This window comes from Saccharopolyspora sp. NPDC049357 (genome assembly GCF_040677225.1).
Classification (GTDB): domain Bacteria; phylum Actinomycetota; class Actinomycetes; order Mycobacteriales; family Pseudonocardiaceae; genus Saccharopolyspora.
In genome coordinates, this window is the sequence record NZ_JBFAQJ010000025.1 from 59546 (window position 1) to 82581 (window position 23036).

Consider the following 23036-nt stretch of genomic DNA (forward strand, 5'->3'; position numbering starts at 1 on the left):
CCCCCTCTGCGCCAGGAGAGTTCCCGATGACCGTCCACGCTGACGCCCCCGCCACCACCGGAAAGCTGATCACCCAGCAGGACATCGAGCAGTTCCTCTACCGCGAAGCCCGCTACCTCGACGACCGCGAGTTCGAGAAGTGGCTGGAGTGCTACGCCGACGACGTCGTCTACTGGATGCCCTCGTGGGGCGACGACGACCTGCTCACCGAGGATCCGCAGACCGACATCTCGCTGATCTACTACCCGAACAAGGGCGGCCTGGAGGACCGGGTGTTCCGCATCCGCACCGAGCGCTCCAGCGCCACTTCGATCCCGGAACCGCGAACCAGCCACAACATCAGCAACGTCGAGCTGATCGAGCGCCGCGGCGACCTCGTGGACGTGCGCTTCAACTGGCACACCATGTACTTCCGGTACAAGACCGTGGACCCCTACTACGGGACCTCGTTCTACACCATCGACTTCTCCGGCCCGGCGCCGCTGATCCGCCGGAAGACCGTGGTGCTCAAGAACGACTACATCCACCACGTCGTCGACGTGTACCACATCTGAGCGAGGCGGCCATGACTCACCAAGTCGCGCTGTCCTTCGAGGACGGTGTCACCCGGTTCATCACGTGCGCTCCCGACCAGACCGTGGCCGACGCGTCCTACCGGCAGCGCATCAACATCCCGCTGGACTGCCGGGACGGTGCCTGCGGCACGTGCAAGGCGTTCTGCGAGTCCGGTGAGTACGACGGCGGGACCTACATCGACGACGCGCTGACCTCCGACGAGGCCGAGCGCGGCTACGTGCTGCCGTGCAGCATGTCCCCGAAGTCCGACCTGGTGCTGCGCATCGCCAGCACCTCGGCCGTGGCCAAGACGCAGGCGGCGACGTACCCGGCGACGCTCACCGCGCTCGAACGGCTCTCGCCGACCACGGTGTCGGTCACGCTGACGACGCCGGACCGCGACAAGCTGGCGTTCCTGCCCGGCCAGTACGTCAACATCGCGGTGCCCGGCACCGATCAGACGCGGTCGTACTCCTTCAGCAGCGCGCCCGACGAGGACCACCTGAGCTTCCTGGTCAAGATCACTCCGGGCGGGGTGATGTCGGAATACCTCACCGAGCGCGCGAAGCCCGGCGACGAGTTGTCGTTCACGGGGCCGCACGGCAGCTTCTTCCTGCGCGAGACCGACCGCCCGGTGCTGCTGCTGGCCGGTGGGACCGGGCTCGCGCCCATCCTGTCGATCCTGCGCAAGATGCGTGCGTGCGGATCCAAGCGCCCCGCGCACCTGATCTACGGCGTGACGACCGACGACGACCTCGTCGAGACCGACGCGGTGGAGGAGCTCGCGGCCGACATCGAGAACCTCACCTGGGACTACTGCGTCGCCGACCCCGACAGCGCAGCGCCCAACAAGGGCTACGTCACCAAGCTGATCCGGGACGAGCACCTGCACGGCGGCGACGTCGCGGTCTACCTGTGCGGACCGCCGCCGATGGTGGAGGCGGTGCGCAAGCACTTCGCCGACGACGGGTTCGAGCCGACCGGCTTCTACTACGAGAAGTTCGCCCTCGCCGCCACCGGGACCCAGGAACCGCCGCCCGAGGCCGCTCCGGAACCCGAGCCCGAGCCCGAACCGTCCGCCGAGGTCGAACCCGAACCCGAGCCCGAGCTCGTGCTGGACGAGAACCCCGGTGGGAGCCGGGAGGTCGCCGGGCAGAACCTCTTCCCGGACGTCGCGATCGCACCTCTGCACGCCGGATCCGAGCGGTCGGCCGAGGAGGACGCGGTCACCGCGAGCCTCATCGCCGGGCAGCGGATCTGGCAGGGCACCGGTCGCGGTAGCCGTGCCCTCGATTCCGGTGCAGCCCTGATCGAGAACGCCGAGGCGCGATCCATCGCCGGTCAGGAGGTGCTGTCGCCGCGGTCCGATCTGGAACCGCTGACCGCACCCGCGCCCGGCGGGTACGAGATCGGCGAGGAGCACCCGTCGGTGCACGAGTCGGACGCGGTGTTCGAGGCGCGCCAGGCGCTGGAACTGGGCGCGCTCGAACTCACCATCGGCAGGCTCACCTCGCAGCAGCTCGCCGGTTATCGGCTGCTCGCCGAGTCCGCCGTGCCCTACGTCGACGGCGACAGGTTCGTCGACGCCGCCGAGTACACCGAGACCAACGCGGCCTTCCACGACTACCTGTTCACCCTCACCGGCAACGAGCACCTCCTGCAGGCCTACCGCGCGCTCGGCGTGAAGGGCCACATGGAGACGACGCTGCGCAACGCCACCTGGTGCCACCCGCGGTGCACCCAGGACCACCTCGACATCGTCAGCGCCTTCGAGGCGGGCGATCGCACGACCGCTCGTCGGCTGATAGCCGAGCACGCGGATCGTTCTAAGGTCACCACGCGGCGGGCCATGGCCGACGCCGAGTCGGCGAAGCGGCCGCGGTTCATCACCCCGGGACGCTTCGCGGGCAAGGTCGTCGTCGTGACCGGCTCGGCCCAGGGCATCGGGGAGTGGACCGCACGCCGGGTCGCCGCCGAGGGCGGCGATCTCGTGCTCGCCGACCGGTCGGAGCTGGTCGAGGGCCTGGCCGAGGAGCTGTCGGGCGTGCCCGTGGTCGCCGACCTGGAGACCTGGGAGGGCGCGCAGGCGGTGGTGGACGAGGCGATCGCCCGTCACGGCCGCGTCGACGTGCTGATCAACAACGTCGGGGGCGCGATCTGGTTCAAGCCCTTCACCGAGTTCACCCCGGAGCAGATCGAGGCCGAGCTGCGCCGGTCGCTGCTGACGACGCTGTTCACCTGCCGGGCCGTGCTGCCCTCGATGAGCGAGCGCGGCAGCGGTGTGATCGTCAACGTCTCGTCCGCCGCCACGCGCGGTGTCCACCGCATCCCGTACTCGGCGGCCAAGGGCGGGATCAACGCGGTCACCGCGTCGCTGGCCCTGGAGTGCGCCGACTCGGGAATCCGCGTGGTCGCCACGGCTCCCGGCGGGACGGAGGCGCCACCTCGGCGGATCTCGCGCGGAGGGTCAGCGCTGGAGACGGACGAGGAACGCGCCTGGTTCCAGGCCCACATCGACCAGACCGTGAGCACCTCGCTGATGAAGCGCTACGGCACGCTGGACGAGCAAGCCGCGGCGATCGCCTTCCTCGCCTCCGACGAGGCGTCCTACATCACCGGCAGCGTCCTGCCGGTCGCAGGCGGCGACCTCGGTTGACGCCGGTCGGGGCGGGGGCGAGAAGAGCCCCCGTCCCGCCTCTCCCACGTGCGGCCGCGCGCCGCCGGTTCGGCCTGATCAGGCCGCTTTCCTCCCTCCGAACGAATCGAGAGTTCCTCATGTCCGAAACCGGCTCAACGATGCGTCGGCGCCAACGAACCGTCTCCTGGGTCGTGGCCCTGTCCACCATCGTGCTCGTGTTCGACGGGTACGACCTCGTCGTCTACGGCACCGTCCTGCCCACCCTGCTCAAGGACCCGACCCAGCTCGGGGCGATCACGCCCGGCCAGGCGGGCACCCTCGGCAGCTACGCGCTCATCGGAGTGCTCGTGGGCGCGCTGGTCGCCGGTGCCCTCGGTGACCTGATCGGCCGTCGCCGGATCATGCTGATCAACCTCGCCTGGTTCTCCATCGGGATGGGCGCGACCGCGCTCACCCAGAGCGTCGCCGCTTTCGGCGTCGGACGGTTCTTCACCGGTATCGGTGTCGGTGCGCTGGTGGCGACGGTCGGACCGCTGGTGGCGGAGTTCGCCGACCCCGGGCGGCGGAACCGGCTCAACGCCATCGTCTACAGCGGAGTGCCCGCCGGTGGCGTGCTGGCCGGTCTGCTCGCCCTGGTGCTCGACGACGTGGTCGGCTGGCGCGGCCTTTTCTGGATCGGGGCCCTGCCGATCGTGCTCGTGCTCCCGCTGGCGGTGGTGAAGCTGCCGGAATCACCGAAGTGGCTCGCCTCGCGCGGCAAGGTCGAGCAGGCGAAGGCGCTCGCCGAGCGCACCGGGATCGAGCTGCGCGCCGAACCGGTGGCACCGGCGGGCACCACCCGCGCCGGATTCCCCGCGCTGGCGTCGAAGGATCTCGCGTGGCCGACGGCGCTCCTGGGCTTGATGAGCTTCGCAGGTCTGCTGCTGACCTACGGGCTCAACACCTGGCTGCCGCAGATCATGGCCAACAACGGCTACGACAAGACGTACTCGCTGGCGTTCCTGCTCGTGCTGAACCTCGGAGCCATCGTGGGCGGCCTGTTCGCGTCGCTGTGGGCCGACCGGGCCGGCGCCAAGCGCGTGGTCGCCACGACGTTCGTCCTCGCGGCGGGCACCCTCGCGCTGCTCCCGCTGAAACTGCCCCTGATCGTGCTGCTGCTCGCCGTCGCGGTGGCCGGGATCGGCACGATCGGAACGCAGGTGCTCATCTACGGCCTGGTGTCGAACTACTACCCGACCAGGGCGCGCGCGGCCGGTGTCGCGTGGTGCGCGGGCTTCGGCAGGATCGGCGGCATCGTCGGTCCCGTCGTCGGCGGCCTGCTCGTCGGAGCGGGCCTCGGCGGCACCACGGCGTTCTACCTGTTCGCCGCCGTCGCCGCGGGCGCGGCAGTGGTGACCTTGCTGGTGCCCCGCTCGCGCGACGAGCAGGAGGCGGAACGGCCGCTGGCCGCAGCGGCGGCCGGCAGCCCGAAGCCGGTCTAGGCTGTTCCGCGCCCGTTCACGGCGTGCGAGCCGCGACGGGCGATCGGGGTCCCGGCCGCGTGACTCGACCATCGCCGACGTGATGAGTCACCGTGGACCCACCGGCGGCCCCGGGCCTGGGACCAACGACGAGGTGGACGTGACACGACCAGCGCAGCCGCTGATCGGGCGGGCCGAGCTCGTGGCCGGTCTGGAGCAGAGCCTCCAGACCGGCCAGAGCCGTTTCGTGCTGCTCAGCGGCCCGCCCGGTATCGGCAGCTCGACGCTCGCCGAACACCTCGCCCGCCGTCACGACGGCCCGGTCCTGCGCGCCACCGCGGCGGAGTGGGAGGCGGAGCAGCCCGGTTCCCTGCTCGCCCAGCTCGTCCCCGGCCTGCCGACGGCGAACCCGCTCGCCGCGGCGGCCGAACTCGTCGCGCGACTCGCACCGCGCACGGCACTGGTGATCCACGACGCGCAGTTCGGCGACCTCGACTCGCTGCGCACCCTCGCCTCGGCCCAGCGCCACCACCCGGAGGCCGCGCTGCGGGTGGTGGCGACCTCCACCACCGGAGATCGGCGGGCGTCGGCGGAGGTCCTGGACCTGCTGCCGCGCATCGCGACCGACGTGCCGCGCATCCCGCCGCTGGACGCCGCGCAGATGAGCGAGCTGGCCGCCGCGCGGGGAGTCGCGCTGCACCCGTCGATGGCCGAACGCCTGCGGCGGCACACCCTCGGCAGGCCGCGACCGGCCGTGCAGCTGCTCACCGAGCTTCCCCGCGCGACCTGGTCGCAGTTCGAGCCCACCCTGCCCGCGCCCGCCTCCGTCCAGGCCCTCGTGCGCGAGAGCCTGGAGACGTGCACGCCGAGCGCACGCGGGTTCGCCGAGGCCACCGCCGTGCTCGGGACGGACGCCCCGGTCCGCAACGTCATGTCCCTGGCGGAGCTCGACGGCGAACCGCTGCCGCTGATGGACGAAGCCACGGCCGCGGGCCTCGTGGCGCTGGCCCCGCGCGGACTCACCTACGTCAGCCCGCCCGATCCGATGGTGCGCGCCGCCGTGCTCACCGTCCTCGGACCGGCGAGTCGCGCCGCGCTGCAACGCCGAGCGGCCGAGCTGGTCGACGACCCGGTCCGGTCCCTGCGACTGCTGGTCGCGGCCAGTCCCGTGCCGGACGCCGAGGTGGCGGGCCGGCTCGAAGCGCTGGCCGGTGAGCGCGCGGCCGAAGGAGCCTGGGGGACCGCCGCCACCCTGCTCAGCGACGCGAGCCGGCTCACCGACGATCCGCAGCACCAGCAGGCGCTGATCACCCGCGCGGTCGACGCGCTCATCGGCGCGGGGGACGTCTTCCGCGCCACGGCCTTGGTCCCCGAGGTCGAGAGCATCCGCGAAACCCCGTTGCGGGACGCCGTTCTCGGCTACCTCGCCATGGTCCGGGGCCGCGCGGCCGAAGCGGGCAGCAGGTTCCGGCGAGCCTGGGACATCGTCAACACCGACCGCGAACCCGAGACCGCCGCGCTGATCTGCCAGCGCTACGTGCTGGACGCGCTGTGCCGCTACGACGGTCGCGACCTGGTCCTGTGGGCGGATCGGGCCATCGAGCTGGCGGGACCGAACACGCCGGCCGCGGTCGAAGCCGAGGCCATCCGCGGCATCGGCCTGGCCGCGACCGGCAGCGTGACGCAGGGCCAGCGCCACTACGACGAGCTCACCGCTCGGCTGCGCCACGGCGCGCAGTGGCAGCGCGCCACGATGGCCCGCGGCTGGATCAACCTGATCACCGACCGGGTCGACGACGCCCGGGTCGACTTCGAGAGCTCCATCCCCACCGCCTACCTCGGCGGGTCCGCCCGGATCTCGTTGTGGGCCCGCGCCTGGCTCGCCAGGGTCCAGTTCCTCACCGGGGAGTGGAACGAGGCGCTGGCCACCGCGCGCGAAGCGATGGACATGCAGGAGCGCACCGGAATCCTGGTGACCGGCCCGCTGCTGCTGTGGACGGCTGCGGCGGTGCACGCGCTGCGCGGCGAGTTCGCCGAGACCGAGGAGGTGCTGCTGCGGAGCGCGACCGGCGCGGGTGACTACCAGATCATGCGCGTCCCCAGCCAGCTCGCCCGAGCGCACGTGGCCGAGGCCCGCGCCGACTCCGACGGCGTGCTGCGCGCGCTGTACCCGCTGACCAGACCGTCACCGAGCGCCAGCACCGACGAACCCGGTCACTGGCCCTGGCAGGACATGTACGCCCACGCCCTGGTCCTGCTCGGCCGCCTCGACGAGGCCGACGATTTCCTGGTCCCGCACGAGAAGCTGGCCGTCAAGCGCGACCACACCTCGATGCGCGCTCGTCTCACCGCCGCCCGCGGCCGCCTGCACGGCGCGCGCGGCGACGTCGCGGCGGCATCGGCATCGTTCGACGAGGCGCTGGAGCTGATCAGCGCGCTGCCGCTGCGCTACGACCAGGCCCGCATCAACTTCAGCTACGGCCAGACGCTGCGCCGCCTCCGCCGCCGCGCCCGCGCCGACGTCGTGCTCAGCGCCGCCCGGGACGGCTTCGCGGCCATGGGCGCCACCACCTACGTCGAGCGCTGCGACCGCGAGCTCAAAGCCGGTGGCGTGCACCGGACCAGACCGGAACCGACCGCGGACGCCCTGACCCCGCAGGAGGAATCGGTCACGCGGCTGGTCGCCCGCGGACTGTCCAACAAGGAGGTCGCGGCGGAGCTGTTCCTGTCCAGCAAGACCGTGCAGTACCACCTCACCCGCGTCTACGCGAAGCTCGGCATCCGCTCCCGCGCGGAACTCGCCGCCCGCAACAACCCCGGCCTGCCGCAACAGGACTGACGCCGCTACTTGATCAGCTCGAGGACCTCGCGGAAGGCGGGGTTGTCGCTGTCGTGGAGCCATTCGAAGAGCACCATCTCGGTGGTGACGACGTCGGCGCCGTGGGCGCGCATCCGGTCCAGCGCGCGCTCGCGGTGGGACTCGACCCGGCTGCCGCCGGCGTCGGCGACCACCGCGACGTTCCGGCCCCGTTTCAGCAGCGCCAAGACGGTCTGCAGCACGCAGACGTGCGTCTCGCACCCGGTCACGACAACGGTGCCGGGTCCGGGGTCGAACCCGGCGGCGAAGGACGTCTTCGGCTGAGCCGGCCGCGGCAGCAGCTCGGCGATCTCGCCGACGGTCGTGCCCAGTCCTGCTGGGTTCTGCTCGCTGGCCCGCACGTCGACGCCCAGCCGCGTCGCAGCGCGGATCAGCCGTGCGTTGTTCTCCAGCACGGCAGAACCGCCCGCGATGGCCGGCATGAGGCGTTCCTGCAGGTCCACGACCAGCAGGACCGAGGAGTTGGCGTGCAGCAGCGGCATGGCACCAGCCTAGGCACGACGCCCCGCGACGGCTTCCCGGCGATGCGGGGTCAACTGGTGCGCACGGTGCCGAGCTGGGTGCGGTGGAGGTTGGACTCGGTGAACCGCTGGGAGACCGAGCGGATGATGTCGGTCATGGCCGAGGCGCCCGGAGTCGGGGGCCTGTTCGCGTTGCGGGCCAGCAGGATTCGCCGCGTCGGGGCGGGCACGTCGTCGGCGAAGTGCACCAGCCGCACGTCGTGGCGGCGGTTGGTCAGCGCCAGGCGCGGTGCGATCGCGATTCCCAATCCCGCCGCCACCATCGCCTGCGCTTCCTGGTAGTCGTGGGATTCGTAGGAGATCTTCGGGTCGAAACCGGCGAGCCGGCAACTGCGCCGCAGCACCTCGGCGACCGGGTGGTTGTCGGCGCGGATGATCCACTCCTGGCTCGCCAGGTCGGCCAGGCTGATGCGCGGCTCCTCCAGCAGCTCGGAGTTGGCGGGCACGACGAGGACGGTCGGGTCGTCGAGGAGATGCTCGACGTGCAGCGCCTGCTCGTCGGTGCGGTGCCACTCGTAGTCCCACAGCAGCGCCAGCTCGACCTCGCCGGTGTCGAGGAGATCGAGCAGCTCGGCGAACAGCGCCGAGCGCACCGCGGTCCGCATCCCCGGGTGCTTGCGTGAGAACCGGGTCAGCGCCAGGGGCAGCAGCGAGGCGCTCGCCGTCGGGAACGACCCCAGGCGCAGCGTGCCCCGGTCGAGCTGCGCCAGCGACTCCAGATCCGCTTGTGCGCCGCGGAGTTCGCGGCGGATGGCGCGGCCGCGCTCGGCCAGCGCGTGCCCGGCATCGGTGAGCCGGACGCCGCGTGGCAAGCGGTGCAGCAGCGGCTGTCCGACCTCCGCTTCCAGCCGGGACATCTGCTGCGAAGCGGCGGACGGCGTGATGGCCAGCGCGTCGGCGGCGGCGGTGAGCGAGCCGAGTTCGGCGGCCTCCACCAGCAGCAACACCCTGCGGACGTCGAGCACCGAGCCTCCCAAAAGCCTTTAGCTCTGCTTAAGCCAGCGTAAGAACATGAACATTGTACTGAAGTCGCTGGTCTTGTCAGGGTGAGCGCCAACGATTCGGAGCGAGGAAGAAGGTTGGCGTGCACGTTCCGGCAACGCTGGTTCGCGGTGGCACCAGCAAGTGTTGGCTGTTCGACGAAGCCGAGCTGCCCACGTCGGTGAGCGACATCGAGGCGTTGTTGGTCAACGCCTACGGTGCCGCTGATCCCGTCCAGCTCGACGGCATCGGCGGTGCCACCCCGACCACGTCGAAAGCCGCGGTCGTGCGGCCCTCCGGCACGCCCGGAGTGCACGTGGACTACCTGTTCGCGCAGGTCGGCATCGGGGTCGGCCGCGTCGAGTGGGGCAGCAACTGCGGCAACTGCGCGACCGCGATCGCGCTGTGGTCGGTGGCCCGGGGCCTGGTCCCGGTCAGCGGTGACCGCACCCGCGTGGTCATGCGCAACACCAACACCGACGCGGTCCTCGAAGCGGAAGTGGACACGCCGCGCGGGCAGGTGTCCGAGTTCGGCACCCAGACCGTTCCGGGCACCCGCGCCGGGGGAGTGGCGGTGGGGTTGACGTTCCTCAACCCGGCCGGTGGCACCACCGGCGCGCTGCTGCCCGCGGGCGACGTGGTCGAGGAGTGGGAGATCGGCGGGCTGCGGGCCCGGGTCACGATGATCGACGCCGGCGCGCCGATGATCCTGCTGGACGCCGAAGGCCTCTCCGGAGCCGAAAGCCTCCGCGAGATGGACGACCTCGTGGAACCGCTGCGGCGGTTCCGGCACCGCGCGGCCGAGCGGATGGGTCTGACCTCACCCGGCGCGGCCGTCAACGACGCGGTGCCGAAGGTCGGCATCGTCGGGCCGCCGCGCGCCTACCGGACTCAGCTGGGCGACGCGGTCTCCACCGCCGAGCACGACGTGTCGGTGCGGATGCTGTCGATGAACGCGCCGCACCCGGCCATCGGGCTCACCTCGGCGGTCGGCGTCGCGGTCGCCAACCTGCTCGACGGTTCCGTCGTCCGCTCGGCGTCCAGCGCCCCCGGCGCGACCGAGCTCCGGATCGCGACTGCAGCCGGTGTCATCGCCGTCACCAGCGGTGATATCACCACGTCGGGGCCGCGGCGGGTCACCGTCCGCCGCGCCGCCCGCATCCTCTGCGCGGCCGACATCGTGGTTCCCGAGTCGATTCCCGCCTAGCATTCCGCCTGATTCCCACCTCAAGGACAAAGATGTCTGCTGAAATGATCTCCATCGGCGCGCTCGGCGTGATGTTCGTCGTCGCGACCCTGTTACCGATCAACATCGGGATCCTGGCCTTCATCGGCGCGTTCGTCGTGGGCACCTCCTCGCTCGGGCTCACCGAGGACGAGATCTTCGAGGGGTTCCCCGTCTCGTTGTTCGTCACGATCGTCGGTGTCACCTACCTGTTCTCGGTGGCGCAGCGCAACGGCACGATCGACCTGCTGGTGCGGGTCGGGATCAGGCTCGTGCGCGGCAAGGCCGCGCTGGTGCCGTGGGTGCTGTTCGGCGTCGCGGCGGTGCTCACCGCCTTCGGCACGTTCACGCCGGCCGCGGTGGCGCTGCTGGTCCCGGTCGGCATGAACTTCGCCTACCGCTACGGCATCAGCCAGCTGATGGTCGGCATGATGGTCATCAGCGGCGCCCACGCCGGTGCCTTCTCGCCGATCGCGGTCTCGGGTGCGCTCGTGCTGGGCATGGTCGGCACCACCCCGCTCGCGGTGTCCCCGCTGGCGTTGTTCCTCGCCAGCTTCGGGTTCAACGTGCTGCTGTCGGTGCTGACCTTCCTGCTCCTGCGCCGCAAGACCCCGGAGGCCTCTCCCGAGTCCGTCGCCGAGGGCGCGGAGTCCGCGACCGAGCCGAAGGTGACGTGGCGGCAGGGGCTCACCCTGGTCGCGCTGGCAGCGCTGGTGGTGGGTGCGCTGGTGTTCCACCTGCAGATCGGGTTCCTGGCCCTGGTCGCGGGAGCGGTGCTGGCGCTGGTGGACATGAAGAACCAGTCCAAGGCGGTCGAGGGGATCAGCTGGTCGACCATCCTGCTGGTCGCGGGCATGGTGACCTACGTGGAGATCCTGGAGAAGGCGGGCACGATCGAGACGATCTCGCACGGCGCCGCGGGAATGGGAGCTCCGCTCTTCGTCGCGCTGCTGCTGTGCCTGGTCGTGGCGGTGGTGTCGGCGTTCGCCTCGTCGACGGCGATCCTCACCGCGATCATCCCGATCGCCGTACCGCTGCTGCTGGCCAGCCACCTCAGCGCGGTCGGAGTCGTCGCGGCGCTGGCGATCTCGACGACGATCGTGGACACCTCGCCGTTCTCCACCAACGGCGCGCTCGTGCTCAGCAACGCCCGAGGCGTCGACCGGGATCGCTTCTACAAGCAGATCATCGGCTACACCGCGGGAATCGTGGGCATCGGCCCGATCCTGGCCTGGAGCTTCCTGGTCGTGCCCGCCTCCCTCTGACCGGAAGCGCCGCCGGCTCGGGACTCCCGTGCCGGCGGCGCTGTCACGCCGGGAGGTCCTGCGTCGGCAGCACCCAGGCCCGCACGTGCCGGACGAGGCCCACGAGGCGTTCGGTGGTGGCGTGGGTGGGATCGACGAGGCGGCGTTGCAGCAGTTCGCGGCCGGAGGCGTGCACCATCCTGGCGGTGTACTCGGGGTCGGGCATGCGCGGGAAGGTGCGTTCGAGCTCCTGCTGGAGGAACTGCAGGACGAGCTCCTCGGATTCGGCGAGTCGCTGGTGCAGGCGCGGGGGAGCGCCCTGCGGGGGGAACAGGAACAGCCGCCAGGTCGCGGGATGCTCGTCGACCGCGTTGAGCACGCCGCAGAACGTGCTCACGAGCCGGTCGTCCTCCGGGGACCCGGTGAGCTGCGACGTGGCTCTCGCGAACTGGATTCCCGCTCGCTCGGATTCGCGGTCGACGAGCGCGACGAACAGGCCCGCGAGGTCGCCGAAGAGCTGGTAGAGCACCGGGCGGGTGATGCCCGCGGCCTCGGCGATGCGGTTGGGCGTCGCGGCGTGGAATCCCTCCGCGTCGACGATGTCGTGCGTGACGTCGAGGATCTGCTCGCGGCGGTCGGCCGCGCTCATCCGCTTGCGCGCACTGGGGGATCCGCTCACCCTTGACACTCTAACTGACAACCTGTCAGTGTTCGGTGACAGGTTGAAAGTTGAGGTGTCGCAATGGCGCTCCACCATCCTGAACTCGCCGAGCGCGTCCGCGAACAACGCCGACGGCTGCCCGATCTCTACGGCTCGATCGACTTCGACCGCACCCCGCACCGGTTCACGACCGACCCGCAGGTGAGGTCCGACCTGCCCGCCTGGGTCGCCGATCGCGATTCCGTCCTCGCCGACCGGCGGGCCGTCGAGCTGATCCGCACGACCACGATGCTCGGCGACGTGGTGGCCGACCCCTACGCTGCTCTGGCGAAGCAGTACGGCGCCAAGGGTCTGATCGACATGCTGCGGGAGGCGTGCCGCTCGGGCGTCGATTCGGTCGCCGACGCCCCCGACGAGCTGCGCGCGTTCATCGAATCGATGGAAGCGACGCCGGATTGGGTCGACGTGGAGCTGGTCGAGGAGGGTGCGCGGCAGCTGCGCATCGGGGCGGCGTTCCTGTCGCCCTACATCACCCGCGGTGCGTTCCTCGCGACCTTCATCAACACCTACGCCGCCCTCCCGATGGCGCTGACCGGTGCGCTCACCGGGCGCCGGGCCTCCCGCCGGGTCAACGAGACCGCGAACTTCTTCGCGGTGACGACGTTGCCGGGAGCCCTGGACCGCTACGGAGAAGGCTTCCAGGCCGCCGCCATGGTGCGGCTGATGCATTCGATGGTGCGCTGCAACGCGCTCACCAGCCCCGAGGGATGGGACCCCGAGGTGTACGGGGTGCCGGTGCCGCAGGTGGACCAGATGCCGGCCGGAATGTTCAACATGTACCTGGCGGCGGTGCTCGCCAAGAGCGCCGGCCGCGACGAGTTCTCCCCGCGCGAGCGCGCGATGCTGGAGTTCAGCCGGTACCGGTGCTTCCTGCTCGGCCTGCCCGAAGAACTCCTGCCCACCACGGCGGCCGGGATCATCGATGTCTTCCACGCGCGGGCGGCGACGTTGCGCCGCGGTTTCGACGACGCGACCTGCGGGCAGCTGGTCCGCTCCACCATGGCCGCCGACCTCCGGCAGGGGAACTCGCTGCTGGACCAGGCCGCCGAAACCGTCGAGCGCAGCTGGAGCAGGGCCTTCTTCCTGGGGATCTGCGGCGGCGACCTCAAGCGGGCCGAAGCCATGAGCGTCCAGTTCGGGCCGGTCGACGCCGCGTGCGTGGCCGCCACCGCGCCGTTCGTGCTGGGCCGTTTCGTGGCGATGTCGGTGGTCGCAGGACAACCCTTCCTGCGGAAGCTGACCGACTGCTACACCACCCGCGTGGTCAAGCAGCGCCTCGCCGAGTACGGAAACCCCGAGTACGCCACCGATGCCGCCACGTACCCCCGGAGAGCGACCAGAAGTGCCACCTGACCCGCTCCCGATCGCCGAAGTCGTGAGACGGCAACCGATATTCGGCGAGATCGAGGAATGCGCGACGATGACCCGGTTTCCATCGTGGACGGCGGACGAGGTGACTCGTTCGCACGACGTTGGTAGCGTGTTGGGAAATGCCCGCCGTGCAGTCATTGTCGTGAATCCTGGTCAGCGCGAGCCCACGTAGGGTGACTCCTCGGCCGATCGGATCGCGTTGGAACGTGGTCACATTCGCCCCGGCTGACGCAGAAACAACTCCATTCCCACCTGTCTCAGCGGGTGCTTCCGACGAGTGCCCGTGGGTGACACTTGGATCTTCACTCGAACGGATGACGAAATTCCGGGTATTTAGTCCCGGTCAGGCGTGGAGTGATGCACTCTACGTAAGAAAGCCTGGCGATCTTTGGGTGTGTTACGGAGACTTTCGGCCATGGAGCAAGCCCCCACTCACACTCCGTACACGCCCGCTCAGTACCAGCGGGCGCGCAACGACTACCCCTTCAGCTATGACCCGTGGGGTTCGACCGGGCCCGCGGAGACCAACACCGAAGCTGTTGATCCGTCGCTCGACGAGGCTCCCCGGCCGTCGTCGATGCAGAGGCTGGGCGAGCGGTTCAAGCAGATGCCCCGCCCCCGATTTCCCGAGCACGTCGCTCTGAAGCGTTCGCCCAAGCGTCACGGCGTGACCGCCGTGGTGGTGGCCGCGGCGCTGCTGAGCAGCGGAGCCACCGCCGTCGCGACCTACGGACTCGCCTCGTACGCTTCCCAGCCCGCCGCATCCCCGCAGGCGACCGCGGCTGCCGTGCAGCCCAGCGTCGTGTCCCTCGACCTCGCCGGCCCCCAGGGCAAGAGCACCGGTAGCGGTGTCGTCGTGGACGAAGGCGGGCGCATCCTGACCAACAACCACGTCGTGGCCAAGGCCGCGAGCGGCGCAACGCTGACGGTGACGTTCAACGACGGCAAGAAGGCACCCGCGCGGGTGCTGCAGCAGGATCCCCGCGCCGATCTCGCGGTCGTCCAGGCCGACGGGGTGCAGGGCCTCACGCCCGCGAAGCTCGCCTACGGGTCGGAGCCCGAGGTCGGTCAGCAGGTCATCGCCATCGGTTCACCACTGGGCCTGCCCGGCACGGTCACCAGCGGGATCGTCAGCGCGCTGCACCGCACCGTCCCGACCGGGAAGGGCACCGGACTCGGCAACGCGATTCAGACCGATGCTGCGATCAACCACGGGAACTCCGGCGGACCGCTGGTCAACATGGACGGTGAAGTCGTCGGCATCAACACCGCCGTCGCCGGTACCAAGCAGGGCGACGAGGCGGCCGGGCTCGGGTTCACCGTGCCGATCGACCAGGCTCGCGGGTTGATCGAGCAGCCGGCCCGGTAGGAGGAGTCACCGGTGGGCCCGCCGGTGCGGGCCCCCGCCGTGGTCGGCCAGGTGCTCGCGAATCTGCTTGCGGGCGCGGTGAAGGCGGCTCACCACGGTTCCGATCGGGACGTCGAGCGCGATGGCGGCCTCCGCGTACGAGAGGCCCTCGATGTCGACGAGGTCGATCACCCTCTTGTTCGGCTGTCGCAGCATCCCGAGGGCCTGCTCGACGGCGTAGTCGAAGGAGTCGTCAACGACGACGTCCTCCGGTGACACGTGCGGTGCGGGATCGCTGATGGTCTCGTCGCGATCGGCAGCGCCGAAGATCAGCAGAGGAGTGCGGCGGCGAACCCTGCTGACGTGGGTGTTGTGCAGGATCCGCAGCAGCCACGCTCGTGGGAAGTAGCCGTCGAAACTCGTGATTCCGCGGTACGCCAGCAGCAGCGTGTCCTGAGCCAGGTCCTCGGCGTCAGCGGGTTGGTTGGTGAGCGATCGCGCCACCCGCAGCAGCAGTGGGATCTCGGGGACGATGTACCGGTCGAACAACTGCTGCTTTTCGACCACGGAGAAAGTGTCGGACTTGTCCACTGTCTCGACACCCCCTTCTTCGTGGAAGACGCCTGACCGCGGAGTGCGTGACCGCGTTGAGCGAGAGCGTTCACCTCTACCGGGGGCAGGGATCGGGCCTTCCATTCAGTGCCAATCGTGTTGTTCTTGGAGCTATCCGGCTTAAGGCCAAGGATCCTGGGTAATAGAGATGGCAATAAGGGCACAAAGTCACACTCCGAGGATGCGGAAGTCTGCCGCCCTACGCGGAAATGCGGCCGATGACCGCGGTGTAGAATGAGCGTTGTCTGCACCCACGCGAGGTGAGAGCCGGGAAGGTGGTGTGCCGTGCCTGCATGGTTCGGGCCCCTGCGGCGAGATCATCGGTCACAGCAGTGGGCGCAGCGCGCCAAGGACGAGCGCACCAGGCAATGCGTGGAGACGCTTTCCTTGCTGCAGCGGTACATCGATCGGGAGCTGGACCCGTCGGAGCTCGAGGAATTCGAGCGTCATCTGGACAAGTGCCGGGCGTGTGAAGCGGAAACGCGGCTGTACCTCGACATCAAGAGCAGCCTCGCGGACCGCAGGAAGTGCTTCGACGAAGCGGCATCGTCCCGCTTGCGGCGCTTCGCGATGGACTTGCGCTACCGGGACTGAAATTCACCGACATCACGGCATTCTTGCGAACCAGACGAGCGACAACCCGGCTGCCGCGACCATCGCGATGAGCGCGGAGAGGAAGAACCAGCTGCTGATGTCGACGGGAACGATCGGCGGCGAGACCGACTCACCGATGTTGCTGTAGATGGCCTGCAACTGACTTTCGTTGGCGGCGGTGAACGTCAGTCCGCCGGTGTCCCGGGCCAGGCGTTCCAATTCCCGGGTGTCGAGGGGAACGTCCACAGGCCCCCTGGCGAGCTGGACCTTCCCGGTCGGCGTTCCCAGCGCGATCGTCGACACCGGGACCCGGGCGGCGCGGGCCGCGTCGATCGCCGCCTCCGGCGGTGGTCCTGTGTTGCTCGCGCCGTCGGAGAGCAGCACGATGCCCGCGGAACCGCCGCCCGTGGTGCGCACGGTGTTGAGCGCGGTCAGCACCGCCTGGCTCAGCGATGTGTTCGACTGGAAGTTCAGCCTGCCGAGGGCATCGGTGATCGCTTGGTGGTCCCGCGTGGGCGGGACGTCGACGTTGGCCGAGGCGGCGAAGCTGACCAGCCCCACCTGGGTGTCCTCCGGCACCGAGGTCAGGAAGTCCCGGACCGCGGACTTCATGGCCTCGGAGCGGTTCGGCGGTACGTCGTTGGCCAACATCGAGGGCGACACGTCCACGGCCAGCATGACGACGCTGTTCCGCTCTGGATCGGGCATCCGGACCGTCGGCCCGGACAGGCCCAGCACCATGATCAGCGTGGCGAGCAGCAACAGCGCGGGCGGCACGTGGCGGCGCCACGCCGGTCGCCGAGGCATCACCGAGGCGAGCAGGTCGAGGTTGGTCAGCGTGACCGTGTATCGAAGACGCCGGCGCTGGACGAGAAAATAACCCACTGCCAGGGCCGCGACGAGCACGAGAAGCCACAACCATGCCGGTGTCGCGAAGCTCAGACCACCCATGATGACCGCCGATAGCCGTATTGTCGGTGCCGCCGGAGTTGGAAGAAGCGGACCAGCTGGCCGATCCAGTCCTGATCGGTGCGCAGCTGCAGGTGCTCGGCTCCGGCGTCGCGGATGATGCGGGCGATCCGTTCCCTCTGCTGCCGGGCCGCCTCCTCGTAGCGCTCGCGCAGCTGGCCGTCGAGGGTGTCGATGGTCAGCCTCGAACCGGTTTCGGGGTCCTCGACCGCCAGCGATCCGACCGCGGGAAGCCGCAGTTCGAGCGGATCGACTAGTTCGACGGCCACCACCGTGTGGCGTTGGGACAGCCGGTGCAGATCGTTGGCCCAGCCCGGCTGGACGAGGAAGTCGGAGATGACCGCGACGAACCCGCGGCGACGTGCGACCGTCCCGACCTGGGTCAGGGCGGGCCTGAGGTCGGTGCGGCCGACGGGTCGTTCGGGCCGGGCGCTGCGGGTGTTGAGCTGGGCGATGCGGTGCAAGGTCGCCTGCAGGTGGATCTTCCCCGAGCGCAGGGGCCTGACCTCGGTGTCGCCGTCGATGAGCAGCACCGCGCCGATGCGGTTGGCCAGCCACGTGGCGGCGAACCCGAACGCGGCAGCGCCGAACAGCGCGAGTTCCCGCTTCTCACCACCCCGGGTGCCGAAGGACTGGCTCGCGGACAGGTCCACGACCAGCCACACGTCGAGCTCGTGGTCGCGGATCGGGTCGCGGACGTGGGTGTGCGTCGTGCGGGCGGAGAGGTTCCAGTCGATCATGCGCACGTCGTCGCCGGGCACGTAGAGCCGCCCCTCGCCGGCCTCGTCGCCCGGCCCCGGGAAGAAACCCTGGTAGTCGCCGTGCACGGCACCGGCCAGCCGCTGCGAGATGAGCAGCTCCAGCTGAGCCAGCACCCGCCGGGTGGCGGGCTGCTCGTGATGCGCCCGCATCAGGAACGACCCCAGAGCGAAGACCTGCTCTTGGCCGGCCGGGGCTGGTGCACGCGATCCAGCAGCTTGTGGATGATGTCGTCAGCGGTGACCCCGTCGGCCAGCGCCTCGTAGGTCAGGACCAGCCGGTGCCGCAGCACCGCCGGCGCGAGGTGGTGGACGTCCTCGGGGACCGCGTAGCCGCGGCCGTGGATGAGGGCGAACGCTCGCGCCGCGGCGATCAGGCCGAGACTGGCGCGAGGGCTCGCGCCGACCGAGAGGTAGGGCGCGATGTCGGCGAAACCGAGTTCGCTGGGCGTGCGGGTGGACATCACCAGCGCCACCGCGTACTCCATCACCAGAGGATCGACGTAGACCTGGGTGGCGGCGTCCTGCAGCGCGGTGAGCCGCTCGGCGTCGAGGACCTGCTTCGGGACCGGTGTCCCGGTGCTCATCCGCCGCACGATCTCCAATTCGTCGCCCGCCTGCGGGTAGTTGATGAGGATCTTGACGAGGAAGCGGTCGCGCTGCGCTTCGGGCAGCGGGTAGACGCCTTCGGTCTCGATCGGGTTCTGCGTGGCCATCACCAGGAACGGGCGCGGCATCGCCCACGTCTGCCCGCCGATGCTGACCTGCCGCTCGGCCATGACCTCCAGCATCGCCGACTGCACCTTCGCCGGTGCGCGGTTGATCTCGTCGGCGAGCACGAAGTTGGTGAACACCGGACCCAGTTCGATGTCGAACTCCTCGCGCGACGCCCGGTAGATGCGCGTCCCGACGATGTCCGACGGTACGAGGTCGGGCGTGAACTGGATGCGGGTGAAATCCACGTCGACGGCTTGGGCGAGCGTCTTGATGGTCAGCGTCTTGGCGACCCCGGGAAGCCCTTCGAGCAAGCAGTGCCCACCGGCGAGCAGGCATACGACGATCTCCTCGGTTTCCGGCTCGTGGCCGACGATGACCTTCTTGAGCTCCCAGAGCAGTCCGCGCATCACCTCGCCTTCGCGATGGCGGAGGATCTCGGACTCCTCACCCAGGTTCCACGCCGTGTTCTCGTTCATTGGTCGAACTCCCGCCTGGTAGAGATCTCAGGTGTGGCTGCCCGCCGAATATCCGAGCGCGACGCGGGCGAGCGCGGCGCGGTCGCGCAATCGCATGTGCGCGTAACCGCTTTCGACGATCTCGTGATGGGCGAGTTGGCTCACCACGCGGCTGATGCTGGTGCGCTGCACGCCGAGCAGTTCGGCGATCATCTGGTGGGTCAGGTGCGTGACGTTGGCATCGGCGAACTCGTGCAGCAGCAGGGATGAGACCTGCGCCCGCAGATCGCCGGCCAGCATGTCGAGCAGTCGGCGTTCGTACCCGGCCATCCGGCACGCCATCGCATCGCTCCACCGCAGGGCGAACTCCGGGTAGCGCTGGATCAGCCACCGGAACTCGTCGCCGGGCAGGCGGATGATGTCGGTGTCGAGCAGAGCGATCGCTTCCTTCTCCGCCCGAATCTCGGTCATCACCTCGACGTCGCCGACGATCCCGCTCTCCCGCAGCAGCATCAGCGTCGCTGAACCGGGGCTGCGCAGTGCCACGAGTCCCCGTTCGATGATGGACACCGCCCCGACGGTCGCTCCCACGCCGAAGATGCGATCGCCGGGTGAGAGGCTGTGGTGCCGCAGATTGGGCGCGAGCACCCGAAGTGCGGTGCGCAGTTGCTGATCGATGAAAGAGGACGTCCCGGAGAGGGGATCCCGGTGCGGCGCCGGGTAAGCGGCCGACGGCCCCGTCATCGGGCCCTTCGAGCTCGGCGACGGGGCCGGTCCGCCGGTGGCGCGCGACGGTGTCTCCGACATCGTTGCGCCTCCTCCGCTGTAGTGGTGTGCCTCGCTCCGAATGAGTCGCAGCGAGGCACACCGGGTGGTTATCAGTTGGGACCGTCGTTGTCCCGATCGTTGTGCTGGTTGTTCTGATCGGTCCGGTCGTTGTCCTGGTTGCTGTCGTTCTGGTTGTCGTCCAGGTTGTTGTCCTGATCATTCTGGTCGTTGTCGCGGTTCAGGTCGTCCTGCTCGTCGCTCTGCTGAGTCGCAGGTGCCTGCTCCTCGAGACCGTCCTGATCGGACTGGCCCGGCTGGTCGGGTGCGGGAGCGGTGGTGTCGCCGCCGCCCAGGCCCCGGTTGGAAAGCAGGTTGCCGTTGCCCTGCTCGTCCTGGACCGCGTTGCTCTTGATCGTCACGGAGTCGGAAGCCTCAGCGGATGCCCGGTTGAAGCTGACCACGACGCTGTTTTCGTCGACCTCGACGACGTCCCTGGCTTCGATCCGGTCGCCGGCCGAGGTGACCAGCTGGAAGCCGGCCTTGTCGTATTCCTTGCTGTCGTCGATCTTCTCGTCGAAGTCCAGGCGAACCTGGCCGGTCTCGGAGTCGACCGAGGAGCCCGTGAGATCCGGACCCGAGGTGAGGCTGCCCGACCTGTCGCCGCCGACGCTCTGGTCACCCACGGCGTTCGGGGTGGCGGAGCCATCGGACGACTCAGCGGCACCCTCGTCCACTGCGGCCAAGCTGATCTGGTCGCCGTAGTTCTGGATCTCCGGGTACGCGACCCGAATGGTGTCCGGTGAGGGCTGCACCATGCTGTCGCCCTGGATCGCCTTGCCGTCCGCGGTGTAGACCGTGAACTTCTTGGCGTCCTCGGCGGTCACTGGCTCATCGAACTTGTAGTCGAACTGCGTCTTGCCGACGAGTCCGCTGATGGAGGCCAGGTTCGGCCCGGTGGTGTCCTCGCCCGTGGACGTCGGTGCGTTCTTCACGCCCCGGGTGTCGCTGACGGCATCGGCCTTGGCGAACTGCCGCACGCCGTCCCCGACCTGGGAGTCGAACTGGACGGTGACCGTGTCGTCGTTGGAGGTGACGATGGACTGCCCGTCGATCGCCCGGCCATCGCGGGTGTAGAGACCGAACTTGGAGGCGTCGGCTCCGCCGCCGTCCTCCTTGAGGTTGCGGTCGAACGTGTAGGTCACCTGATCGAGGGTGTCGTTCGAGCGCGCGCTCTCCAGCCGCGGAGCGTCGGTGCCGCTGACGCCGCCCTCGCCGCCCTGGAGCTCGACGGTGTTGGGCAGGTTGGTGCGACCGCTCTCGTTCTCCACCGCCTGGGAATCGGTGATCGCCACCGTGAACGCCTCGACATCGGTTCCGGGCGCGTACTCGGTGAGCACCGTGTTGGTGTCGCCACTCTTGATCTGCGCGCTCTGCGCCGTGACCGAGGCATTGGTGGCGAAGCCGGACAGCTGGAAGGACCCCGGATCTCCCACGTCGCTGACGGACTTGGCGAAGCGGTACTCCACCTGCTCCGGCGCGTTGTCGTCGAGATCCTGGCTGACGACCTGCACCGATTCAACGGTCATGCCGGTGTCGATCCCGCCGTTCATCTGATCGCCACGCCCCTCGTCCTGGCCGGGCTGCTGACCACCAGGAGGCTGCTCCTCGAGGCCAGGGGGCGGCGGTGCAGGGGGTGCCGGAGCAGGCGGAGCCGGTGGCGGTGGCGGTGGCTGGGCAATCCCGGTGCCACCCATCGCGATCAGCACGCCGCTCGCGCCGGCAGCGGCGATTACTGCTGCCGTGCGACGCGTTCTCTCCGTGCGTGCTCGTTTGCTACTGGACATCACGGTCTCCTCCCGCATGTCATGCGAATCCGTACTCGAGGAAACGCCGACCTGGAGGAAAACCTTTCGAAATGTTCGAAATCGGACGAAGTGGTGACGGCAGTGGCGATCTGCGCGAGGTGTCAGCGCCAGTGGTACCTGAGAACCAACGGTGAACGGGAACGCGCGAATGGCCTGCGGGATCTCTCCGCGGGTTCAAGCCCGGGCGAGATTCCCCTTGCCCTGCAAGCGGAAGTGCCGGACGAGGGCGGTGACCGCCTCGCGGCCCGCTCGGTTGGCACCGACCGTGGATTGCGAGGGCCCGAAACCGGTCAGGTGGATCCGCGGTTCTCCGACGACCTGGGTGCCGCGCACCTGGATGCCGCCGAGCTCGTTGCGCAGCCCGAGCGGATCGAGGTGGGCGAGGGCGGGCTTGAACCCGGTGGCCCACAGGATCGTGTCCACCGGGGTGAAAGTTCCGTCGGCTTCTCGGACACCGGTCGGTTCGATCGCGCTGAACATGGGGTGGCGTTGCAGCGCTCCGCGCGCCTGGGCGGCCAGCGCGTACGGCGTCCACAGGAGATCGGTGTAGGACACGACGCTTCCGGCGGGCCTGCCGGCCTCCACGTCGGCGGCGACCTTGGCGACGACCTCGCGCCCGGCGGAGCTGTCGAACTCGCCGTCGCGGAACACCGGTTCGCGGCGGGTGTACCAGAAGGTGGTCGCCACCCGGGAGATCTCCTCCAGCTGCTGCAGCGCGGAGATGCCACCGCCGACGACGGCCACGCGTGATCCGGCGAACCGCTCGGCGGAGACGTAGTCGCGGGTGTGCAGCTGGATGCCGGTGAACGTCTCCTGCCCGGGGTAGTGGGGCAGGACCGGATTGGACCAGGTTCCGGTGGCGTTGATGATCGCGCGCGCGATCCACGAGCCGTGGTCGGTCTCGACCACCAGGGTGCCGTTGAGACCGAGGCGGACGGCGTTGACGGTCACCGGCCGCAGGATCGGAAGCGCGGTCGCCTCCTCGAAGGCGTCGAAGTACCGCGGCACCGCCACGCGGCTGGGCTCGTCCGGGTCGATCGGGGGCTGGGCGAACCCGGGCAGGTCGAAGATGCCGTTCACGGTCGCCATGCGCAGCGACTCCCAGCGGTGCCGCCACGCCCCACCGGGCGCCTGACCGGCGTCGAGCACGACGAAGGTCTTCTCGGAATCGGGGTTCTCCAGCGCGCTGCGGAAGTCCCGGCGCTGCAGGTGGTAGCCCGCGGACAGACCGGACTGGCCTCCACCGATGACCACCACCGTCGCCGCGCGGGACTTCGCGGGATTCGGGGACACCTGCATGCTGCTCTCCGGACGTCGCACGGCTGCGCATGCCGTTCAACAACGGACACGACCACG

General features: G+C 69.6%; 19 protein-coding genes. 9 read left to right on the top strand and 10 right to left on the bottom strand.

Annotated elements, in window-relative coordinates; translation table 11 throughout:
* The first annotated feature begins 26 nt into the window (after positions 1-26).
* The 4 genes from benB to AB0J91_RS20860 all read left to right on the top strand — a co-directional run bounded on the left by benB (position 27) and on the right by AB0J91_RS20860 (position 7492).
* A complete protein-coding gene (gene benB, locus AB0J91_RS20845; protein ID WP_363788223.1) occupies positions 27-554 on the top strand; it encodes a benzoate 1,2-dioxygenase small subunit in 528 nt (175 codons plus the stop codon).
* An 11-nt stretch (positions 555-565) separates the two neighbouring features.
* Positions 566-3211, top strand: a complete 2646-nt coding sequence (gene benC, locus AB0J91_RS20850) for a benzoate 1,2-dioxygenase electron transfer component BenC (protein ID WP_363871305.1) — start codon at positions 566-568, stop codon at positions 3209-3211.
* A gap of 119 nt (positions 3212-3330) precedes the next feature.
* On the top strand, positions 3331-4674 hold the full coding sequence (locus tag AB0J91_RS20855; RefSeq protein ID WP_363871308.1) for an MFS transporter: 1344 nt from the start codon (positions 3331-3333) through the stop codon (positions 4672-4674).
* Positions 4675-4813: 139 nt separating this feature from the next.
* A complete protein-coding gene (locus AB0J91_RS20860; RefSeq protein ID WP_363871311.1) occupies positions 4814-7492 on the top strand; it encodes a LuxR C-terminal-related transcriptional regulator in 2679 nt (892 codons plus the stop codon).
* Between the two features lie 5 nt (positions 7493-7497).
* Here AB0J91_RS20860 and AB0J91_RS20865 read toward each other — a convergent pair whose 3' ends face one another.
* Both AB0J91_RS20865 and AB0J91_RS20870 read right to left on the bottom strand, forming a co-directional pair.
* Entirely contained in the window at positions 7498-8013 is a 516-nt protein-coding gene (locus AB0J91_RS20865; RefSeq protein ID WP_363871313.1) for an isochorismatase family protein, read from the bottom strand.
* A gap of 50 nt (positions 8014-8063) precedes the next feature.
* Positions 8064-9017: a LysR family transcriptional regulator gene (locus AB0J91_RS20870; protein WP_363788228.1), complete on the bottom strand. Its 954-nt coding sequence runs from the start codon at positions 9015-9017 to the stop codon at positions 8064-8066.
* Positions 9018-9136: 119 nt separating this feature from the next.
* Here AB0J91_RS20870 and AB0J91_RS20875 point away from each other — a divergent pair, with 119 nt between their 5' ends.
* Positions 9137-10240 carry a PrpF domain-containing protein gene (locus tag AB0J91_RS20875; protein WP_363871316.1) on the top strand — a complete coding sequence of 368 codons (1104 nt, stop codon included), beginning with the start codon at positions 9137-9139 and terminating at the stop codon, positions 10238-10240.
* Positions 10241-10272: 32 nt separating this feature from the next.
* A complete protein-coding gene (locus AB0J91_RS20880; protein WP_363871319.1) occupies positions 10273-11523 on the top strand; it encodes an SLC13 family permease in 1251 nt (416 codons plus the stop codon).
* A gap of 43 nt (positions 11524-11566) precedes the next feature.
* Here the strand turns inward: AB0J91_RS20880 and AB0J91_RS20885 are convergent, their stop codons facing one another.
* A complete protein-coding gene (locus tag AB0J91_RS20885) occupies positions 11567-12181 on the bottom strand; it encodes a TetR/AcrR family transcriptional regulator (protein WP_363871322.1) in 615 nt (204 codons plus the stop codon).
* Positions 12182-12244: 63 nt separating this feature from the next.
* Between AB0J91_RS20885 and AB0J91_RS20890 the strand changes: the two genes are divergently transcribed.
* A complete protein-coding gene (locus AB0J91_RS20890; protein ID WP_363871325.1) occupies positions 12245-13576 on the top strand; it encodes an oxygenase MpaB family protein in 1332 nt (443 codons plus the stop codon).
* 433 nt (positions 13577-14009) lie between these two features.
* The gene (locus tag AB0J91_RS20895) at positions 14010-14963 is read left to right on the top strand and encodes a trypsin-like peptidase domain-containing protein (protein WP_363871328.1); all 954 of its coding nucleotides are present in this window, start codon (positions 14010-14012) and stop codon (positions 14961-14963) included.
* Positions 14964-14969: 6 nt separating this feature from the next.
* On the opposite strand, the gene AB0J91_RS20900 is transcribed toward AB0J91_RS20895, so the two are convergent.
* Positions 14970-15509: a sigma-70 family RNA polymerase sigma factor gene (locus AB0J91_RS20900; RefSeq protein ID WP_363871331.1), complete on the bottom strand. Its 540-nt coding sequence runs from the start codon at positions 15507-15509 to the stop codon at positions 14970-14972.
* Between the two features lie 330 nt (positions 15510-15839).
* Between AB0J91_RS20900 and AB0J91_RS20905 the strand changes: the two genes are divergently transcribed.
* Positions 15840-16148 (top strand): anti-sigma factor, encoded by a 309-nt coding sequence (locus tag AB0J91_RS20905; RefSeq protein ID WP_363871333.1) that lies wholly within the window; start codon positions 15840-15842, stop codon positions 16146-16148.
* Positions 16149-16160: 12 nt separating this feature from the next.
* Here the strand turns inward: AB0J91_RS20905 and AB0J91_RS20910 are convergent, their stop codons facing one another.
* The 6 genes from AB0J91_RS20910 to AB0J91_RS20935 form a co-directional block, all read right to left on the bottom strand.
* Positions 16161-17099 (bottom strand): VWA domain-containing protein, encoded by a 939-nt coding sequence (locus AB0J91_RS20910; protein ID WP_363871336.1) that lies wholly within the window; start codon positions 17097-17099, stop codon positions 16161-16163.
* The gene (locus tag AB0J91_RS20915) at positions 17087-18028 is read right to left on the bottom strand and encodes a DUF58 domain-containing protein (RefSeq protein WP_363871339.1); all 942 of its coding nucleotides are present in this window, start codon (positions 18026-18028) and stop codon (positions 17087-17089) included. Before AB0J91_RS20915 ends, AB0J91_RS20910 begins: the two co-directional genes overlap by 13 nt.
* Entirely contained in the window at positions 18028-19068 is a 1041-nt protein-coding gene (locus AB0J91_RS20920; protein WP_363871342.1) for a MoxR family ATPase, read from the bottom strand. Before AB0J91_RS20920 ends, AB0J91_RS20915 begins: the two co-directional genes overlap by 1 nt.
* Positions 19069-19095: 27 nt before the next feature.
* On the bottom strand, positions 19096-19854 hold the full coding sequence (locus tag AB0J91_RS20925; RefSeq protein ID WP_363788239.1) for a Crp/Fnr family transcriptional regulator: 759 nt from the start codon (positions 19852-19854) through the stop codon (positions 19096-19098).
* A 71-nt stretch (positions 19855-19925) separates the two neighbouring features.
* Positions 19926-21425, bottom strand: a complete 1500-nt coding sequence (locus AB0J91_RS20930; protein WP_363871345.1) for a hypothetical protein — start codon at positions 21423-21425, stop codon at positions 19926-19928.
* 429 nt (positions 21426-21854) lie between these two features.
* Positions 21855-22979: an NAD(P)-binding domain-containing protein gene (locus AB0J91_RS20935; protein ID WP_363871348.1), complete on the bottom strand. Its 1125-nt coding sequence runs from the start codon at positions 22977-22979 to the stop codon at positions 21855-21857.
* Positions 22980-23036 lie beyond the last annotated feature (57 nt).